Raw genomic sequence first — 18,229 nt, 5'->3', positions numbered from 1 at the left:
AATGATGATTAGTATATGTATATGATAACATATGTGAAAACGATCACAAAATTATTAACTTGGGGATTTTTATATAATTAAAGGTTGAAAAATGGTATAGTCCATTGTATAATTGGACTATACCAAAGCGGAACGAAAGGATGTTTAAAATGAAAATCATTACTGTTAAAGACCAAGTTGCCGGCGGAAAAGAAGCTTTAAAAGTTTATCAAAATGAAATTAAAAATGGTGCAAAAGTTTTTGGATTAGCAACTGGAAGTACTCCCATTACAACTTATAAAGAAATTGTTGCAAGTGATTTAGAATTTTCAAACTGTATTTCAATTAATTTAGATGAATATGTTGGATTAAAACCAACAGATCCTCAAAGTTATCATTATTTTATGAATGAACATTTGTTTAAATATAAGCCATTTAAACATTCTTATATTCCAGATGGAACTAATCTTGATGCCCAAGCTGAGACAACTCGTTATAATCAAATTATTGATGAACATCCAATTGATTTACAATTACTAGGATTAGGACGTAATGGTCATATTGGTTTTAATGAACCTGGAACACCATTTGATTCATTGACAAGTAAAATCAAACTTACCCAATCAACAATTGATGCTAATGCACGTTTTTTTGATCATCAAGATGATGTGCCTAAAGAAGCATATTCAATGGGAATTGGCTCAATTATGAAAGCCAAGCATATTTTATTAGAGGCATATGGAAGTAAAAAAGCAGAAGCTATTAAAGCTATGATTAAAGGTCCTGTAACTCCAGAGGTTCCTGCAAGTGTATTGCAAAATCATGCTAATGTAACGGTTATTATTGATGGAGCAGCAGCTTCCTTATTAAAATAAAAGATTATTAACTTAAAGACTGCGATATAAATTGTAGTCTTTTTTTTATTCTTATTTGCCAGTTTAACTACTTTTGTTCCAACTTGATGGTATTATTACTTTAAATTTTTTTAGATGAATGGTATTGTTATGAGTGATTGTTGAGGTGATAAATATGCATAATAAAAAAGCGATATTTGGAGCAATCATCATTATTTTAAGCGGTTATTTTTTGTACTTTTTTACTTCTAACGATGCTTGGTTATATCATCAAGAAATTGGACAGGTAATTAAAATAAAAAATGACAAAGCAATTTCTACAGAGGATTCTTTTCAAAATAAAGATGAAACAACGGAACAAATTTTAACGCTTAAAATTCTTAATGGTAAATATAAGGGAAAAAAAGTTATAGTAAAAAATCAATTTTCAAAATCAGGAGCGTATGATCAACAGTATTTTGCAGGACAGCAAATCTTTTTAAATTTGCATCATAGTAAAAAGAAGGCAATTACGGCTCAAATTTCACATTATAAGCGAGATACATATTTGATTATGCTTATATGGTTAGTAGTTGTTTTATTATACTTAACGATGCATTTAAGTGGTCTGCGAGCACTTTTAAGTGTTGCGTTGAATTTTGTAATTTTTCTATTCTTTGTTCAAATGGATGTCACTTATGATTTTACTAACTTCTTTTGGATTTTTGCGGTTAGTGCACTTCTTTTCACCGGATTATCGCTTGTGCTAGTAATTGGGTGGAATAAACAATGTTGGGTATCTTTTTTATCAATTGTTTTTGGAACTACCATTGCACTGGGATTAGGAATTGGAATTTTAAATTTAACGGGAAATTCAGGAATTCACTATGAAGCACTTGATTTTGCTACTCAAGAGCCACAACAGCTTTTTTTATCAGCAACAGTTATCGGACTTTTAGGAGCAGTAATGGATGCTTCAACGGACATTGTTTCAACCTTATTTGAGTTGAAACGAAAACAGCCAAATATCTCAGCTAAGCAACTATTTAAATCTGGACAAGATGTCGGAAGAGCTATTATGGGACCATTAATCAACGTATTATTGATGATCTTTTTTGCGGAAACTTTTGCAATTGCAGTTTTATATTTAAGATCTGGAAATACATATGGTTATACTTTTGAATGGTCAATGGCATTAGGAATTACCCAAGCACTTATTAGTGGGATTGGAATTACATTGGTGATTCCATCAGCGAGTTTCCTTTGTTCACGCTTTTTAGGAAGAAAGGAGGCTAAATAATGCCATCAATCGTAACACTTGGAATTGTATTAGGAGTATTAATGGTAATTGTTGGTGGCAAACAGGGGATTTCTGCTTTTTGTAGTATTATATTGAATTTTGGAATTTTGTTTTTGACAGTAATTTTAATTGCAAGTGGTTTTCCCCCGCTTGCAGTGTCTCTTTTTGCAGGAATTTGTATTTTGGCGATTACTATTTATATGGGAAATCATGATGAGCATTCTACTAACACTGCATTTGTAGCAACGTTAATTGTGTTAGCAGTAATGTTACTATTGATCATTCCGTTAGATCATTTTGCTCAAATTAAAGGTTTTTCGATGGAACAATCTGAAGAAATTGAAGCGTTTAATTTATTAATTGGAGTCAGTTTTGAACAATTGGCAATTTCTACCGCAATTTTAAGTACATTAGGTGCAATTTCTGAAGCGGCAATTGCAGTTGCAAGCGGACTAGAAGAAATTATTGAGCAAAACCCAGGAATTACTAAAAAAGAACTATATAAAAGTGGCGGCAATATTGGATCCCAGATTATGGGAATGACTTTTAATACTCTATTTTTTGGAATGTTTGGCAGTGATTTAGCATTATTTATTTTGTTGGCTAAATTGCATGAAAGTTTTGGTTATTACTTAAATTCGAAGATTTTTGTTTCAGAGTGTATGTTAGTATTATATTCGGCTATTGCAGTTATTGGAGTAATTGTAATTACAACATACTTAACTGCACGAAAATTGAAAAAATAATAAAGAGGCTGTTTTTACAGCCTCTTTATTATGGATTTACTAAACGATCGTTACGAATATATTGATCAAATTTTTGATAAACTGGATTAAAAATTTCAAGTTGGTTGCCTTTAGCAAGCATTTCTTTTGGGAAAAAGAAACGTTCATCACCTAAGATTTTGCCGCTAATTGCTTTAACTAGCGGACTTACAGATGATAGTTCTACTAAAGAACCATCAATTTGCATTAACTCAATTTGAGTTTGCGGTTTGTTTGAAGTTGGATCATAGGAATCATAAGGAAGATCAAAACTATCATTTGTAGCTGAATAATATTTAGTATCAAAACCAGCCTCAGTAATTAATTCTCTTAGTTTTGGAATAAGTAATCGCGTTGCTGAACTGACTTTAGCAGATTTTAATGGTTTACGGTTCAAAAAGCGTAAACTTAAATCTTTTAAAGTGGGATCATCGCACTCACTCCAAATACTAAAACATGTATTTAAAACGCCATCATCTAATTTTAAATATTGAGTTAAATTAAATTGATTATCAAAAAAAGGTTTAAAAGTTTCATATGCAAAATTATGTGGCAGTTTGTCTTCAATATATAAATCTTTTGCCCGCACAAAAAGGGAGCCTAAAATTACTTCCATTGAACGTGAAACAGGGTGAAAGTAAACTTGTTGATACATTTGGAAGCGACTAACAATGTAGTCTTCAACAGCATGCATTCCATTAAAATTAAATGCAATGCCATCTTTATAGGGGCGCATAACTCGCAGAATCCGAGTTAAATCAAAACTCCCATAATTAGTTCCAGTAAAGTATGAATCACGCAGTAAATAGTCCATTCTATCAGCATCAATTTGACTAGAAATCATTTGCACAACTTGAGGATTAGGATAAGTTTTAGCGATAACACTGGCAACTTGTTCAGGAAAGTCAGGACTCACTCGCCGTAAAACTTGATTGACTTCAGTAGTAGGTGAAGTAATAATTGCTTGGGTCATTTTTTCATGATCAGTTTTAAAAATATGCTCGAAAGTGTGTGAGTAAGCGCCATGCCCTACATCATGAAGTAAAGCTGCACACAAAGCAACGAGACGCTCATGATCATCCCATAATCCATCACTAGCTTTTTTTGAAGGGTAATTTCGTTGAAATAAGTCACAAATTTTGCGTGTAATTTCATACACACCAACAGAGTGTGAAAAACGTGAATGTTCTGCTCCATGAAAAGTGAAACAAGTAGTTCCCAATTGTTTGATTCGACGTAAGCGTTGGAATTCACGGGTATTAATTAAATCTAAAATAACTCGATGTTGAATATAAATATAGTTGTGAATAGGATCACGCAAAACTTTTTCCATTGGTAACAGTTCAGCTTTATATGAATTAATGATGATCATCTCCTTTATAAGTTTACTTAAATATCTTTATTATAACGCATTCACTATAGTAATGATATATAATGGACTTAGGAGAAAATTTAAAGATGAGGTGAGTAAATGATCAAAAATGAAATTCCAGTTACAATTGAAATTGAAACATTTCACCAACAAGCAAATGAAACTGAAGAATACGCTGAAAAAGTAAATGGAAAGTGTATCCAAATGGAGAATGTATTTTATTTGCGATATACAGAAAAACAAACTGAAGATGCATTAGTAACGTTTAAGGTGGTTCCTAATAAAGAAGTTCAATTAACTCGTAAAATGGAAGGCCATAAGTTACACTTAACTTTTGATTTGCAAAAAAAAGTAGTAACCCAGTATCATACTCCATATGGAAATATTCCAATTGAAATTGAAACAAATTTACTCAAAATTCAATTTGATCAAGAAAAACAGGCAGGAAAATTAGCAATCAATTATCAACTTTACAATGGGCATGATTTATTAGGAGATTATAAAATTAGATTGCAATTTAACTCTTAATATTGTATGATGAAGAGTAAACTGCTGAAAGGACGTGTACCAATTGGGGCTTGAAAAATTCGAAGGTATGAATAAAAACGAATTGTCGATGATCGAAGTTTCACGAGAAATTTTGCATGAAAAAGGTGAACCAATGGGGTTTGCAGATTTAACTAATGCTGTTCAAAACTTCCTTGGAAAAAGCGATGAAGAAATTCGTGAACGGTTACCGCAATTTTATACAGATTTGAACATTGATGGCAGTTTTATCTCACTTGGAGATAATATGTGGGCATTGCGTTCATGGTATCCATTTGAATCAATCGATGAAGCACTTGTCCATTCTGATGAAGAAGGAGACCAACCACGTAAGAAACGTAAAAAGGTCAATGCATTCTTGGATTCAAGTAATGACGATGATGTAATCGATTATGACAATGATGATCCCGAAGATGATGATTTTGATGAAAATGAAGAACAAAGTCATGAATTAAAAGATTATCAAAGTGATTTAGATAATATGGATGATGGCGATGATCCTGAAGACGAATTGCCAGATGGGATTGAAGGTCAATTAAATGAATTTTCAGACGACGATGATGAATAAAAGCTTGACGTTTGGAAAGTGATTGAGTAAAATCTTATTTGGGCGCTCGTAAAGAGCCACTTGTACGGAAAAGCTCCCTATTCACTTGAATAGGGAGCTTGTTGTTTTTTCATCCCCATTAATTAAATAATTCAAATTTAACTAAAGGAGTTTTTATAATGACCAAGTATATTTTTGTTACTGGTGGGGTAGTTTCCTCACTTGGAAAAGGAATTGTAGCAGCTTCACTTGGACGCTTGCTCAAAAATCGTGGATTAAAAGTTACAATTCAAAAGTTTGATCCTTATATTAATGTTGATCCTGGAACAATGAGCCCATATCAACATGGTGAAGTTTTTGTAACAGATGATGGTACAGAAACGGACCTTGATCTTGGCCATTATGAACGGTTCATTGATATTAATCTTAATAAGTATTCAAACGTTACAACTGGTAAAGTTTATTCAGAAGTATTGAAAAAGGAACGGCGTGGAGATTATTTAGGAAAAACAGTTCAAGTAATTCCTCACATTACGAATATGATTAAAGAAAAAATCATGCGAGCAGGAACAGTTACTGATTCAGATATTGTAATTACTGAAATTGGTGGTACTGTTGGTGATATTGAATCATTGCCATTTTTAGAAGCATTGCGTCAAATGAAAGCAGAAGTTGGTTATGATAACGTATTATATATTCACACAACATTGTTACCATACTTAAAAGCTGCTGGTGAAATGAAAACAAAGCCAACTCAACATAGTGTTAAGGAATTAAGAAGCGTTGGAATTCAACCAAACTTATTAGTTGTACGAACAGAAAAGCCAGTTTCTCAAGAAATTCGCAATAAAATTGCAAATTTCTGTGATGTTGATCCAGAATCAGTGATTGAATCACGTGATGTAGATACACTTTATCAAATTCCATTGAATTTACAAGCACAACATATGGATGATATTGTATGCCAAAAACTTCACTTGGAAACTCCAGAAGCAAATATGACAGACTGGAAGAAATTGGTTGAACGCGTGCGTAATTTAAAGGATTCAATCAAGATTGCTTTAGTTGGAAAATATACTCAATTACCAGATGCATATATTTCTGTAAATGAAGCTTTACGTCATGCAGGATATCAAGTTAATTCTAAAGTTGAAATTAGCTACTTTGATGCAGAAACTCTTAATAAAGACAACGTTGCGGATGAATTGAAAGACTGTGATGGTATTATTGTTCCTGGCGGATATGGTTCACGTGGGTTAGAAGGAATGATTCAAGCAATTCGCTATGCCCGTGAAAATAATGTGCCATTTTTAGGTGTATGTTTAGGAATGCAAATGGCAAGTATTGAATTCGCCCGTGATGTTTTAGGAATTGAAGATGCAACTACTGGTGAAGTAAATCCAGATGCACCACATAAAATTATTGATTTAATGGAAACACAAGAAGATGTTGAAGAAATGGGAAATTCACAACGTCTAGGAGCATATCCATGTAAATTACGTCCCGGTACAGTTGCTGCTGCCGCCTATGATAATCAAGATGTTATTCAAGAACGTCATCGCCATCGTTATGAATTTAATAATGAATATCGTGAAGCATTTGCAGATAAAGGAATGGTAATTTCAGGAACCTCTCCCGATAATCGCTTGGTTGAAATTGTTGAAATTCCAGAAAATAAATTTTTCGTTGCAGCCCAATATCATCCAGAATTCTTGTCACGGCCACAACGTCCTGAAGGATTATTTGCAGCCTTTGTAAAAGCAGCATATAAAAATCGCTAAGGCGTATTAACATACTATTATGGCCAAATGTGATATTCTAAAAATAGCAAGAATAATAAGATGGAGGCGAATTATTAATGAAAGAACAAAAATTAGGGCGACTTGCCGAAGCAGTTGTTAAATATCAAGAAAAGTATCACTTAACTGATTCCGAGTTGGCCTTAACAAGCCATTTTTCTGTAGAGAAAATTCATGCTATTAAAACTGGTCAAACTAAATTAACTCCAGAAGAATATCAAGAATTACAGGAACTGTTGGCGGATGAAAACCCAGTCACCAATGACAATGCTGAATAATTAATAATTAAATTTAACTTAAAAGAGTTTGCAAAACTTCGTATTATATTATGGAGGGATGTAAACTTTTTTTTTGGAAAGGAAGATTTAATGTCAAAGCGCAAAAAAAAGAAACAAAAAGTAACGGTTTCACAAGTGATTATTACAATTTTAGCTGCAATTTTAATTATTGTAACAGGCGGCAAATTTTCAGGACAAATTCCAAATTTAAATTTAGGATTTACTGAAAATGTTCAAGAAACAAGTGACACTCCTAGTCAAAAATTAGCTGCAAGTGTTTTAACGGATAATGTAAAAAAACAACTTGGAAGTGATTCAATCCAATATAACGGTGCAGGAGCATTTATTATTAATAATAATAAAAATGATTTAAATGCTAATATTGCAAGTGCACCATATGCTGTTAATGAAGTTGATCAATTAGGACGAGCGCATATTGGAAATGCATGGCTAAATAAATCATCGCGTGAATATCGGGATCGTAATGAAACCGGAAATGGAAGAACGAATTGGAAACCGAAGGGATTTCATCAGTTGACGAATCTCCCGGGAGATTACCAACATGCATATGATCGTGGACATTTATTAGCATATGCATTAGTTGGGGGAATTCGTGGATTTAACGCTTCAGAATCAAATGTGGCCAATATTGCAACGCAAACCGCATGGGCAAATGAAGCTAGAAGTAAAGATTCTACTGGACAAAATTACTATGAAGGATTGGTTCGCAAAGCATTGGATCAAAATAAACAAGTGCGTTATCGTGTAACTAATATATATGATGGCAATAATTTAGTCCCTTCAGGAGCACATCTTGAAGCTAAATCAGCGGATGGAACATTACAATTTAACGTATTTGTTCCTAATGTACAATCTAATATTAAAATTAATTATGCAACGGGATATGCAACTAGAAATTAAGTAGTAATATTATTTAAAATTGATTGAAACATAAATGGGGATCTTGTATCATAAAAGATGGCACGTTGAATTATTCAACGGTAAAACGGGATTTAATGATTAAAATTATTTTTTATTAGTGAGGAATTTTTCAATGAAAAAAATGATAGTTAAAGGGGAACAACGTCTACGTGGCGAAGTGACAATTGGTGGAGCTAAAAATAGTACAGTTGCATTGATTCCAGCAGCAATTCTTGCAGATACACCAGTTCATTTCGACTCTGTTCCTGAAATTTTAGACGTTCATAATTTAATGCTAATTTTAGAAGCAATGAATGTAAAATCTCATTTTGATCATGGAAAACTTGAAATTGATCCAACTCAAATTGAAAATCGACCTTTACCTGGAGGCGCAATTCGAAGTTTAAGAGCGTCATATTACTTTATGGGGGCATTACTAGGTAAATTTGGTGAAGCAACAGTTGGTTTTCCAGGTGGAGATAATATTGGACCTCGTCCAATTGATCAACATATCAAAGGATTTAAAGCACTTGGTGCACGGGTAGAAGAACAAGAAAATGCAGTTAAAATTACAACGGGTCCAGATGGATTACATGGATCACGAGTTTTCTTTGATATGGTTTCAGTAGGAGCTACTATTAACGTATTATTAGCAGCTGTTAAAGCAAAGGGAACTACAATTATGGAAAATGTGGCTAAGGAACCAGAAATTATTGATTTAGCAACATTTTTAAACAATATGGGAGCTCACATTCGAGGCGCGGGAACTGATGAAATTCGCATTGAAGGAGTTGAAACCTTAAAATCAACTAATACCCATACAATTATTCCTGATCGAATTGAAGCAGGGACTTATTTATCATTTGCAGCTGCTAATGGAGACGGCGTTTTAGTAAAAAATGTTATTACTGAACACTTAGATCCATTCATTGCTAAATTACGTGAAATGGGCGTTACTTTAGAAATTAATGAAGATAGTATTTATGTTCCGGGAAATGATAAATTACAACCAATTACAGTTAAAACATCACCTTTTCCGGGATTTGCAACTGATTTACAACAACCGATTACGCCATTATTAATGCGTGCACAAGGGATTTCTACAATTATTGAAACTATTTATCCTAGGCGCATTAAACATATTGCAGAAATGCAAAAAATGGGCGCAAAAATCACTGCAAAAGATGGTGTCTTTACAATTGAACAAGCTAAAAAACTTAAAGGTGCTACAGTTGAAGCTGGTGAGATTCGTGCCGGAGTTTCATTATTAGGATTAGGATTAATGGCTCAAGGAACCACGGTTATTAATGATGCAGATAACATTTTACGAGGCTATGATCGAATTGTTGAAAAAATGCATGATTTGGCTGTAGATATTGATTTGTTAACTGTAGCAGATGATCTTGCAGAATAAAGGTGTTATGAATGGATAAAAAATCAGAAAACAATAATAAAAAACAATCAGTGCCAGATCAAGAAAGTGAAAAAAATAACGAGATTACGCTTAAAGATCTTGAAAAACTTACATTAAAAGAGATGTATGAGTATGCTCGCAAATATAAGATTCCATATTATAGCCAAATGAATAAAAAAGAATTGGCAATGGCAGTTGTGCGAGCTCAAGCAGAAAAACAAGGTTTCTTTTATATGAAAGGAGTCTTAGAAATTGTAGGTGGGCGTGATTCTTATGGCTTTTTACGACCAATTAATTATGGACCATCTCAAGAAGATATTTATGTTTCTGCCTCTCAAATTTCATTATTTGGATTACGGAATGGTGATCAAGTTGCAGGTTTGGCAAGACCGCCACGTCATGGTGAACAAAATTATGGAATGATGAGAATTGATTCCGTTAATGGTAAAGATCCAAAAGAAGCTAAGAATCGTCCGCATTTTCCTGCATTAACGCCAGTTTATCCAGATCAACAAATTAAATTAGAAACTCAGCCTAAAAATTTATCAACCCGTGTAATTGATATGTTTGCGCCAATTGGCTTTGGACAAAGAGGATTAATTGTAGCTCCTCCTAATGCCGGTAAAACAAGTTTATTAAAGGCGATTGCAGGAGGTGTGTCTGCTAACTATCCTGAGGCGAAATTAATGTTACTTTTAATTGATGAGCGTCCTGAAGAAGTTACTGATTTAGAACGTACAGTTAATGGTGAAGTAATTTATTCTACTTTTGATCAACGTCCTGAAAATCATATTCGAGTTGCTGAACTGGTTTTAGAACGTGCTATGCGTTTGGTTGAAGATAAACAAGATGTAGTGATTTTATTAGATTCATTAACGCGATTGGCGCGTGCATATAACTTAGTTGAAACTCCGAGTGGACGGACTTTGTCAGGTGGGGTTGATCCAGCAGCATTGTATAAGCCTAAAAAATTCTTTGGAGCTGCACGAAATGTTGAGGAAGGTGGCAGTTTAACAATTTTAGCAACTGCATTAGTTGATACTGGAAGCCGCATGGATGATGTGATTTATGAAGAATTTAAGGGAACTGGTAATCAAGAATTACAATTAAGTCGGATGCTTGCAGAACGCAGAATTTATCCGGCAATTGACCTTGATAAATCAGTCACTCGTCGTGAAGACTTACTTTTACCAGCAGAAATTCGCAATGCTATTTGGAAACTGCGCCGCAAGTTAATGACAAATGATTTAACACAAGATACTACGGAAGTACTAGAAATGCTTCGTAAAACTAAAAATAATGAAGAATTTATTGAGCAAATCAGTAAAATTAAATCAATTAAATAACCAAATAAGGATATTGCAACAGTGTAATTTTCATGTTAAGATGATATCTGTTGTATGATTAACAAAATAACTCTGGCTCAGCAAATGAACCAGGGCAAAGGAGCGACATATAAAATGAAACAAGGAATTCATCCAGATTATCATAAAGTTGTATTTATGGATTCATCAACTGGTTACAAGTTTTTATCTGGTTCAACAGCAACATCAGATGAAACAGTTGAATGGGAAGATGGTAACACATATCCATTGATCCGTGTTGAAATTTCAAGTGACTCACATCCATTCTACACAGGTAAGCAAAAGTTTACTCAAGCAGATGGTGTTGTAGATCGTTTCAACAAAAAATACGGTTTTACAGACTAATTTTTTACAGACTGCAGATTTTTACTGCAGTCTTTTTTGTTATAAAATAAAAGTAAGCATAGAGTTATAAAATTTTAAGCTAAGATGTTGCTATTTAATCATTGATTTGATATTTTATACTTATAAAAAGTAAGTATGTTTTAAAAGAAAGGAAGATCGAAGATGTCAATTAAAGAATTAACAGATGCAAATTTTGAAAGTGAAACTGCAAAGGGAGTTACATTTACTGATTTTTGGGCAACTTGGTGTGGTCCTTGTCGCATGCAAGCACCAGTTGTTGATCAATTGGCAAATGAATATGAAGGAAAAGTGGCATTTTCTAAAATGGATATTGATCAAAATCCTGAAGTACCACAAGAATTAGGAATTATGTCAATTCCAACAATGATTATCAAAAAAGATGGTCAAATTGTTGATACAGTTGTTGGATATCACGATAAGGCACAATTAGAACAAATTATTAATCAATATATTTAATTGAGGGATACTATGACAAAAAAATATGATGTAATTGTAATTGGTGCTGGCCCCGGTGGAATGACTGCAGCTTTATATGCGTCAAGAGCAAATTTAAAAGTTGCTTTACTTGACCGCGGAGTATATGGTGGCCAAATGAATAATACCGCAGAAGTTGAAAACTATACTGGATTTAAATCAATTTTAGGTCCAGATTTAGCTGAAGAAATGTATCAAAGTGCAATTCAATTTGGTGCTGATTTCATTTATGGAAGTGTTGAAAAACTAACAGTTGATGATCAAGGAATGAAGCACATTCAAACGGATGATGGCGAATTTGAAGCACCTGCAGTAGTGATTGCAACTGGCTCACAATACCGTAAGTTAGGAGTACCTGGCGAAGATGAATATAGTGGAAAAGGTGTTTCTTATTGTGCAGTCTGTGATGGTGCGTTTTACCGAAATAAAAAAGTAACGGTTGTTGGTGGCGGGGATTCCGCTGTTGAAGAAAGCGAATATTTAGCAAAATTAGTTGCGAATGTAAATATTGTTCATCGGCGTGATCAATTACGAGCACAGAAAATTTTACAGGACCGTGCGTTTAAGAATGAAAAAATTGATTTTACATGGGATACGACGGTAACTGAAATCGTTGGTGACGGAAAGAAAGTTACAGGCGTAATGACTCATAATAAGAAAACAAATGAAGATAAATTAATTTCTACAGATGGTGTATTTATTTATATTGGAAACGTTCCAATGACAGAGCCATTTAAAGATTTAGGAATTACTAATGATCAAGGATGGATTATCACTGATGATGAGATGAAAACAAAAATTCCAGGAATTTTTGCAATTGGTGATGTTCGTGATAAAAAATTGCGACAAATTACTACCGCTGTAGGCGATGGTGGAATTGCTGGTCAAGGAGTCTTTCAATATTTAGAAAGTTTAGCAGATTAGTAAAAAGTTTTAGTAAAAGGCGAACTTATTTAATAGTAAGTTCGCTTTTTGCTTTTTAATTGTTAAAAAAATGATTTAAAATGATTTTTTTAGTGATTATTATTTACAATTAACTTGCAAAAATGTATATTAGTCAATGTAAATTAAATGGATGTTATTGTGATAATATTCGTGTTTTATGGAAGGATGTTAATTGTTGTGAAAAGCATCATAAATTATTTTGAATTAGATCAACTTCATACTAATGTTAAACGAGAAATGCTAGCGGGATTTACAACGTTCGTTTCTATGGCATATATTCTTTTTGTTAACCCGAGTGTTTTAGGTGCAGCAGGAATGAATAAAGGAGCTGTTTTTACGGCAACTGCGCTTTCTTCTGCATTTGCGTGTTTATTAATGGGAATTTATGCAAAATATCCATTTGCTTCAGCTCCTAGTTTAGGAGTGAATGCATTCTTTACATATACAGTTTGTATTGAAATGAAGATTCCATGGCAAACAGCATTAGCAGGAGTATTTGTGGCATCAATAATTTTCTTATTGTTAACTGTATTTAAGCTACGTGAAACGATTATTAATTCAATTCCAACTGATTTAAAATATGCAATTTCTGCTGGAATTGGTTTATTTATTGCATTTGTTGGATTAAAATCAGGTGGCATTATTGTTGCAGATAAATCTACCCTTGTATCTTTGGGAGATTTTAAAGGAACCGTTTGGGTGACTTTATTTGGATTATTGATTTGTGCAATTTTAATGATCATGAATGTTCCTGGATCAATTTTTATTGGAATGCTTGGGGGAGCTATTTTTGGGATTTTAACGGGTTATATTCCAATGCCAAGTCATTTTATATCAGCTGTTCCAAGTTTAAAGCCAACATTTGGGGTGGCATTGCACCATCTTGGAGAAATTAATACGGTACAAATGTGGGTGGTTGTTTTCACATTTTTATTAGTAACATTTTTTGATGCAACCGGAACATTAATTGGATTATCACAACAAGCCGGCTTTATGAAAGATAACAAAATGCCTCGTGCTGGACGTGCATTAATGTCAGATTCAACTGGAATGATGGTAGGATCAATTTTAGGAACATCGCCAGTAGGTGCATATGTTGAATCTTCTGCTGGAATTGCAGTCGGTGGCCGTTCAGGATTAACTGCAGTGGTTACAGGACTTTTATTTATTGTTGGAATGTTTTTCTCACCATTTTTAGAAGTTGCGACTTCACAAGTAACTGCTCCCGCTTTGATCATCGTAGGTGTATTGATGGCACAAAATATGTCAAAAATTCATTGGGAAAAATTAGAAGTTGCAATACCAGCATTTTTAATTTTGATTGGAATGCCATTAACATATAGTATTTCAGATGGACTTGCATTAGGATTTATTGCATATCCAATTACAATGGTAGCAGCAAGAAAAACTAAAGAAGTTCCTCCACTGATGTATATCTTATTCTTTGTGTTTATTGCTTTTATGTGGATTTTAAATGTTAAATAATTGAAGTGAAAATTGATTTAAGATAAGCAAGAAATGTAACAGAAAAATTACAAAATTTTAATATTTACTTTCATTTTTGTGACTTTTATGTATAATTGAGTCATGAGGTGTATTTATGTTAAAAATAGAAAAAACGACTAATCTTGATAAAGATTTGTACAAAGATGCGGTTACGATCAGGGAACAAGTCTTTGTTAATGAACAAAAAGTTCCAATTGAATTGGAAATGACGGGTGAAAATGGCCCTTGTTACTATGTCGGTTACGTAAATACTGATCCAGTAGCGACTGCACGAGTAGTAAAAGGAGAACAGCAGTGGCTCATTCAGCGAGTTGCTGTTTTAGCAACTCAACGAAACAAACATTATGGTTCAGCACTTATGAATGAGATTGAACGGGATGCACGTAAGCAACAAGTTGAACGACTTGTTTTACATGCACAGGATAATGCAGCGGGATTTTATGAAAAAATCGGATATATTGCTGAAGGAGAAGGTTTTACTGAAGCAACTATTCCGCATCATATAATGGCAAAAGAGTTGTAAATTTTAATAAAAAATGATATGATATCGCTATGCGATGAGTCGAGAGATGGTCAGGCAATTTATTGTTCGTACTGCGGTACATTGACCAATTTTCGAAAGCGGCACACATTAACTGCCGGATTGCAGCGTGTGATTTGTTTTTAATGTGGATGAAAGCAAATTGTTCTCAATTAGGATACCGCAAATGGAGGTTGTGACAAATGGCGCAACCTCCATCTTTTTATTTATAAGTTAAAGGAGAAAGCTAATGGGATTATTAATTGGACTAGTAATTGTAGTTGTGCTCATAATTACTTATGTAGTGCTATATAATGGTCTTCAAACTACAAAAGTTAATACTGAAGAAGCATGGAGTCAAATTGACGTTCAATTGCAAAGAAGAAATGATTTGATTCCTAATTTAGTTAATACGGTTAAAGGTTATGCTAAACATGAAAAAGAAACATTTGAAGAAGTGGTCGCATTAAGAAATAAAATTGTTTCATTACCAATAGATGCACATGAAGAAAAAATGGAACTTTCAAATCAATTAACGGATGCATTAAAGTCGATTTTTGCGTTAGCTGAAAATTACCCTGACTTAAAAGCTAGTCAACAGTTTTCACAATTACAAGAAGAGTTAACCAATACTGAAAATAAAATTGCATATTCACGGCAGTTATTTAACAGTTCAGCAGCTTTATATAATCAAAAATTGGTGACTTTTCCATCAAATTTGATTGCTAAAATTCACCATATGACTAAAGTAAATTATCTTGAAGCTCCAACGGCTGTTAAAGAAGTACCTAAAGTTTCATTTTAGTTAAGGAGAGCGATTAGATGCTTTTTCAACAAATTGCTCAAAATAAACGCAAAACGTTAGTAGTGATATTTGGTTTTATTTTGTTAGTAGGCTTAATAGGAGCTGCTTTAGGATACTTTTGTTTTGGTAAGGTTTCAACGGGAATTGTAATTGCAATTGCTGTGGGGATATTTTATATGATTATTACATTAGGCCAGTCAACTCAAATTGTAATGAACATGAATAATGCACACAAGGTTACAGAGCAACAAGCTCCAGTACTTTATCATGTAGTTCAAGACATGGCAATGGTTGGGAAAGTGCCCATGCCAGAAGTATATATTATTGATGATCCAAGCCCAAATGCCTTTGCAACTGGCCCAGATCCGCAGCATGCAGCAGTGGCAGCGACTACTGGATTACTTAACAAGTTGGATCGCCAAGAACTTGAAGGTGTAATGGCACATGAAATTAGCCATATTCGCAATTATGACATTCGGCTACAATCAACAGCTCTTGCCTTGTCTTCAGCGGTTTCTTATTTAGCTAATTTTGGAGTTAATTCTTTATTTTGGGGACGAATTCGCGATGATCGTGATGAAAATCAAGGATTTACTATTTTGATGATGATTTTGTCAATTTTAACTTTAGTTTTAGGACCATTTGCAGCGATGATGGCTCAAATGGCTTTATCGCGTAATCGCGAGTATTTAGCAGATGCATCTGCAGTTGAACTAACGCGTAATCCTCAAGGGTTAATTAATGCATTAAGAGAAATTTCTCAAAGTGAACCAATGAAAAATGCAAATACAAGTAGTGCATCACTATATATTGCAGATCCATTTAAAAAAGATTCATGGACACATTTATTTGATACTCATCCGCCAATTGAAAAAAGAATTGAACGATTAGAAAAAGTGTAAGAAATAAATTAAATATTTGGGAAGTTGTGACGTAAGTTGCAGCTTTTTTTATATTCGCTTATTTTGGATACTTTTGTTGAACCTTGTGTTTTATTTTCATTAAAATTGCTATTATCAAATGAAGCTAGCATTATAATGTGGTACAATTACAGAGAATTATACGCAATTTTTTAACGTAATAAGCAGTGTATTATGAAAGGAAGAGCAACTTTATGAAGATGCAATTATCTGAAATTGCGCGGGTATTAGGAATTGAAGATATTCCTGAGAAGTGGCAAGACGTGACAATCACAAGCGTAAGTTTCGATAGTCGAAAAATGGAAGCAGGCGCTTTATTTGTACCTTTGAAAGGAGAACACGATGGCCATCAATATGTTCAAAATGCAATTGATGCACATGCATCAGCAACATTATGGCAAAAAGATCATCGTGCTGTACCAACCGCAATCCCAGCGTTAATTGTAGATAACACCTTAGAGGCTTTACAGAAATTAGGAAAATACTATTTATCTAAAATTAATCCACGTGTAGTTGCAGTTACTGGTAGCAATGGTAAAACTACTACTAAAGATATGATTGCAGCGGTTTTAAAAACACAATATAACGTCACAAAGACATATGCTAATTTTAATAATGAAATTGGAGTTCCAATTACATGTTTGTCAATGGAGCCGAATACTGAAGTTTTAGTTGTCGAAATGGGAATGGATCGGTTTGGACAATTAGATCAATTAAGTCGCTTAGTAGAACCTGATGTTGCAGTAATTACAATGATTGGTGAAGCTCATATTGAATTTTTTGGGACACGTAGTCGGATTGCAGATGCCAAAATGGAAATTGTCAATGGGTTAAAAGAAGACGGTGTTCTTGTATATAATGGTGATGAGCCATTGTTACGTGAAAGAACTACTGATTTAATTCAAGAAACCAGAACTTTTGGATTGAATTCAAATGATGATTTAATGGCTGAAAGTATTAATAGTACTGAAAATCAAACTACATTTGATGTTCCAGAATTACATGCTTCTTTTGAAATTCCAATGATTGGTGATTATAATGTCAAAAATGCATTAGCAGCGATTGAAGTTGGAAAGTTAATGCATATTTCAATTGATAATATGAAACTTGCACTTAAAGATTTTGCTCTTACTAAGAATCGCACTGAGTGGGTCAAAGGCGCTTTAGGCGAAAGAATTTTAAGTGACGTTTATAATTCTAATCCCACTGCTGTGAAGGCTGTTTTAAAATCATTTGAAAATGTGCCAACAACAGGTAAAAGAATTATTGTTTTAGGTGACATGCTTGAATTAGGTGAAAAATCTGCCGAATTGCACGCATCATTAGCTAATGCAATCCATTCAGATAAAATTGATGAAGTTTACTTGTATGGAAATGAAATTAGAATTTTAGCCGATAAGTTGGTAACTAAAATGGATCCAAGTAGAATTCACTATTATTCGCTTGGAACACAAGAACAGTTAACTGATAATTTAAAAAATCAAGTGACAGCTCAAGATGTAATTTTACTCAAGGGGAGTCATGGAATGCATTTAGAAAACGTTTTGCAAGCGTTAAAATAGAAGAGAATTGAGGA

At 33.6% G+C, this 18,229-nt stretch carries 19 protein-coding genes; 18 read left to right on the top strand and 1 reads right to left on the bottom strand.

What is annotated here, in order from left to right; translation table 11 throughout:
• Nucleotides 1-149 precede the first annotated feature (149 nt).
• From ACWCL1_RS00185 to ACWCL1_RS00175, 3 genes are all read left to right on the top strand, one after another.
• Nucleotides 150-854, top strand: a complete 705-nt coding sequence (locus ACWCL1_RS00185; RefSeq protein ID WP_454544908.1) for a glucosamine-6-phosphate deaminase — start codon at nt 150-152, stop codon at nt 852-854.
• A gap of 154 nt (nt 855-1,008) precedes the next feature.
• Nucleotides 1,009-2,112, top strand: a complete 1,104-nt coding sequence (locus tag ACWCL1_RS00180) for a YibE/F family protein (protein WP_454544907.1) — start codon at nt 1,009-1,011, stop codon at nt 2,110-2,112.
• Nucleotides 2,112-2,858, top strand: coding sequence for a YibE/F family protein (locus tag ACWCL1_RS00175; protein ID WP_454544906.1), 747 nt, complete (start codon nt 2,112-2,114; stop codon nt 2,856-2,858). Before ACWCL1_RS00180 ends, ACWCL1_RS00175 begins: the two co-directional genes overlap by 1 nt.
• A 28-nt stretch (nt 2,859-2,886) precedes the next feature.
• Here the strand turns inward: ACWCL1_RS00175 and ACWCL1_RS00170 are convergent, their stop codons facing one another.
• Nucleotides 2,887-4,248 carry an HD domain-containing protein gene (locus ACWCL1_RS00170; RefSeq protein WP_454544905.1) on the bottom strand — a complete coding sequence of 454 codons (1,362 nt, stop codon included), beginning with the start codon at nt 4,246-4,248 and terminating at the stop codon, nt 2,887-2,889.
• 99 nt (nt 4,249-4,347) lie between these two features.
• Between ACWCL1_RS00170 and ACWCL1_RS00165 the strand changes: the two genes are divergently transcribed.
• The 15 genes from ACWCL1_RS00165 to ACWCL1_RS00095 all read left to right on the top strand — a co-directional run bounded on the left by ACWCL1_RS00165 (nt 4,348) and on the right by ACWCL1_RS00095 (nt 18,215).
• Entirely contained in the window at nt 4,348-4,776 is a 429-nt protein-coding gene (locus ACWCL1_RS00165) for a DUF1934 domain-containing protein (protein WP_454544904.1), read from the top strand.
• A 43-nt stretch (nt 4,777-4,819) separates the two neighbouring features.
• Complete coding sequence (gene rpoE / locus ACWCL1_RS00160; RefSeq protein WP_454544903.1) at nt 4,820-5,362, top strand: DNA-directed RNA polymerase subunit delta; 543 nt, start codon at nt 4,820-4,822, stop codon at nt 5,360-5,362.
• A 158-nt stretch (nt 5,363-5,520) separates the two neighbouring features.
• A complete protein-coding gene (locus ACWCL1_RS00155) occupies nt 5,521-7,122 on the top strand; it encodes a CTP synthase (protein ID WP_454544902.1) in 1,602 nt (533 codons plus the stop codon).
• Nucleotides 7,123-7,199: 77 nt separating this feature from the next.
• Complete coding sequence (locus ACWCL1_RS00150) at nt 7,200-7,418, top strand: LBP_cg2779 family protein (protein WP_454544901.1); 219 nt, start codon at nt 7,200-7,202, stop codon at nt 7,416-7,418.
• Between the two features lie 90 nt (nt 7,419-7,508).
• Complete coding sequence (locus ACWCL1_RS00145; protein WP_454544900.1) at nt 7,509-8,339, top strand: DNA/RNA non-specific endonuclease; 831 nt, start codon at nt 7,509-7,511, stop codon at nt 8,337-8,339.
• 133 nt (nt 8,340-8,472) lie between these two features.
• On the top strand, nt 8,473-9,753 hold the full coding sequence (locus ACWCL1_RS00140; protein WP_454544899.1) for a UDP-N-acetylglucosamine 1-carboxyvinyltransferase: 1,281 nt from the start codon (nt 8,473-8,475) through the stop codon (nt 9,751-9,753).
• Nucleotides 9,754-9,875: 122 nt separating this feature from the next.
• Complete coding sequence (gene rho, locus ACWCL1_RS00135; RefSeq protein WP_454545234.1) at nt 9,876-11,099, top strand: transcription termination factor Rho; 1,224 nt, start codon at nt 9,876-9,878, stop codon at nt 11,097-11,099.
• A gap of 114 nt (nt 11,100-11,213) precedes the next feature.
• Nucleotides 11,214-11,462: a type B 50S ribosomal protein L31 gene (locus tag ACWCL1_RS00130; RefSeq protein WP_454544898.1), complete on the top strand. Its 249-nt coding sequence runs from the start codon at nt 11,214-11,216 to the stop codon at nt 11,460-11,462.
• Between the two features lie 162 nt (nt 11,463-11,624).
• Nucleotides 11,625-11,939: a thioredoxin gene (gene trxA, locus ACWCL1_RS00125; protein ID WP_454544897.1), complete on the top strand. Its 315-nt coding sequence runs from the start codon at nt 11,625-11,627 to the stop codon at nt 11,937-11,939.
• 12 nt (nt 11,940-11,951) lie between these two features.
• A complete protein-coding gene (gene trxB, locus ACWCL1_RS00120; protein WP_454544896.1) occupies nt 11,952-12,881 on the top strand; it encodes a thioredoxin-disulfide reductase in 930 nt (309 codons plus the stop codon).
• A 258-nt stretch (nt 12,882-13,139) separates the two neighbouring features.
• Nucleotides 13,140-14,387, top strand: coding sequence for an NCS2 family permease (locus ACWCL1_RS00115; protein WP_454545233.1), 1,248 nt, complete (start codon nt 13,140-13,142; stop codon nt 14,385-14,387).
• 115 nt (nt 14,388-14,502) lie between these two features.
• Nucleotides 14,503-14,931, top strand: a complete 429-nt coding sequence (locus ACWCL1_RS00110; RefSeq protein ID WP_454544895.1) for a GNAT family N-acetyltransferase — start codon at nt 14,503-14,505, stop codon at nt 14,929-14,931.
• A gap of 247 nt (nt 14,932-15,178) precedes the next feature.
• Nucleotides 15,179-15,733 carry a LemA family protein gene (locus tag ACWCL1_RS00105; RefSeq protein WP_454544894.1) on the top strand — a complete coding sequence of 185 codons (555 nt, stop codon included), beginning with the start codon at nt 15,179-15,181 and terminating at the stop codon, nt 15,731-15,733.
• A 17-nt stretch (nt 15,734-15,750) separates the two neighbouring features.
• A complete protein-coding gene (htpX, locus tag ACWCL1_RS00100) occupies nt 15,751-16,635 on the top strand; it encodes a zinc metalloprotease HtpX (RefSeq protein ID WP_454544893.1) in 885 nt (294 codons plus the stop codon).
• Between the two features lie 212 nt (nt 16,636-16,847).
• Nucleotides 16,848-18,215, top strand: a complete 1,368-nt coding sequence (locus ACWCL1_RS00095; protein ID WP_454544892.1) for a UDP-N-acetylmuramoyl-tripeptide--D-alanyl-D-alanine ligase — start codon at nt 16,848-16,850, stop codon at nt 18,213-18,215.
• Nucleotides 18,216-18,229: the final 14 nt, after the last annotated feature.

It is taken from the genome of Ligilactobacillus sp. LYQ135, from assembly GCF_053711055.1.
This window is presented reverse-complemented; position numbering and strand designations above follow the sequence as displayed.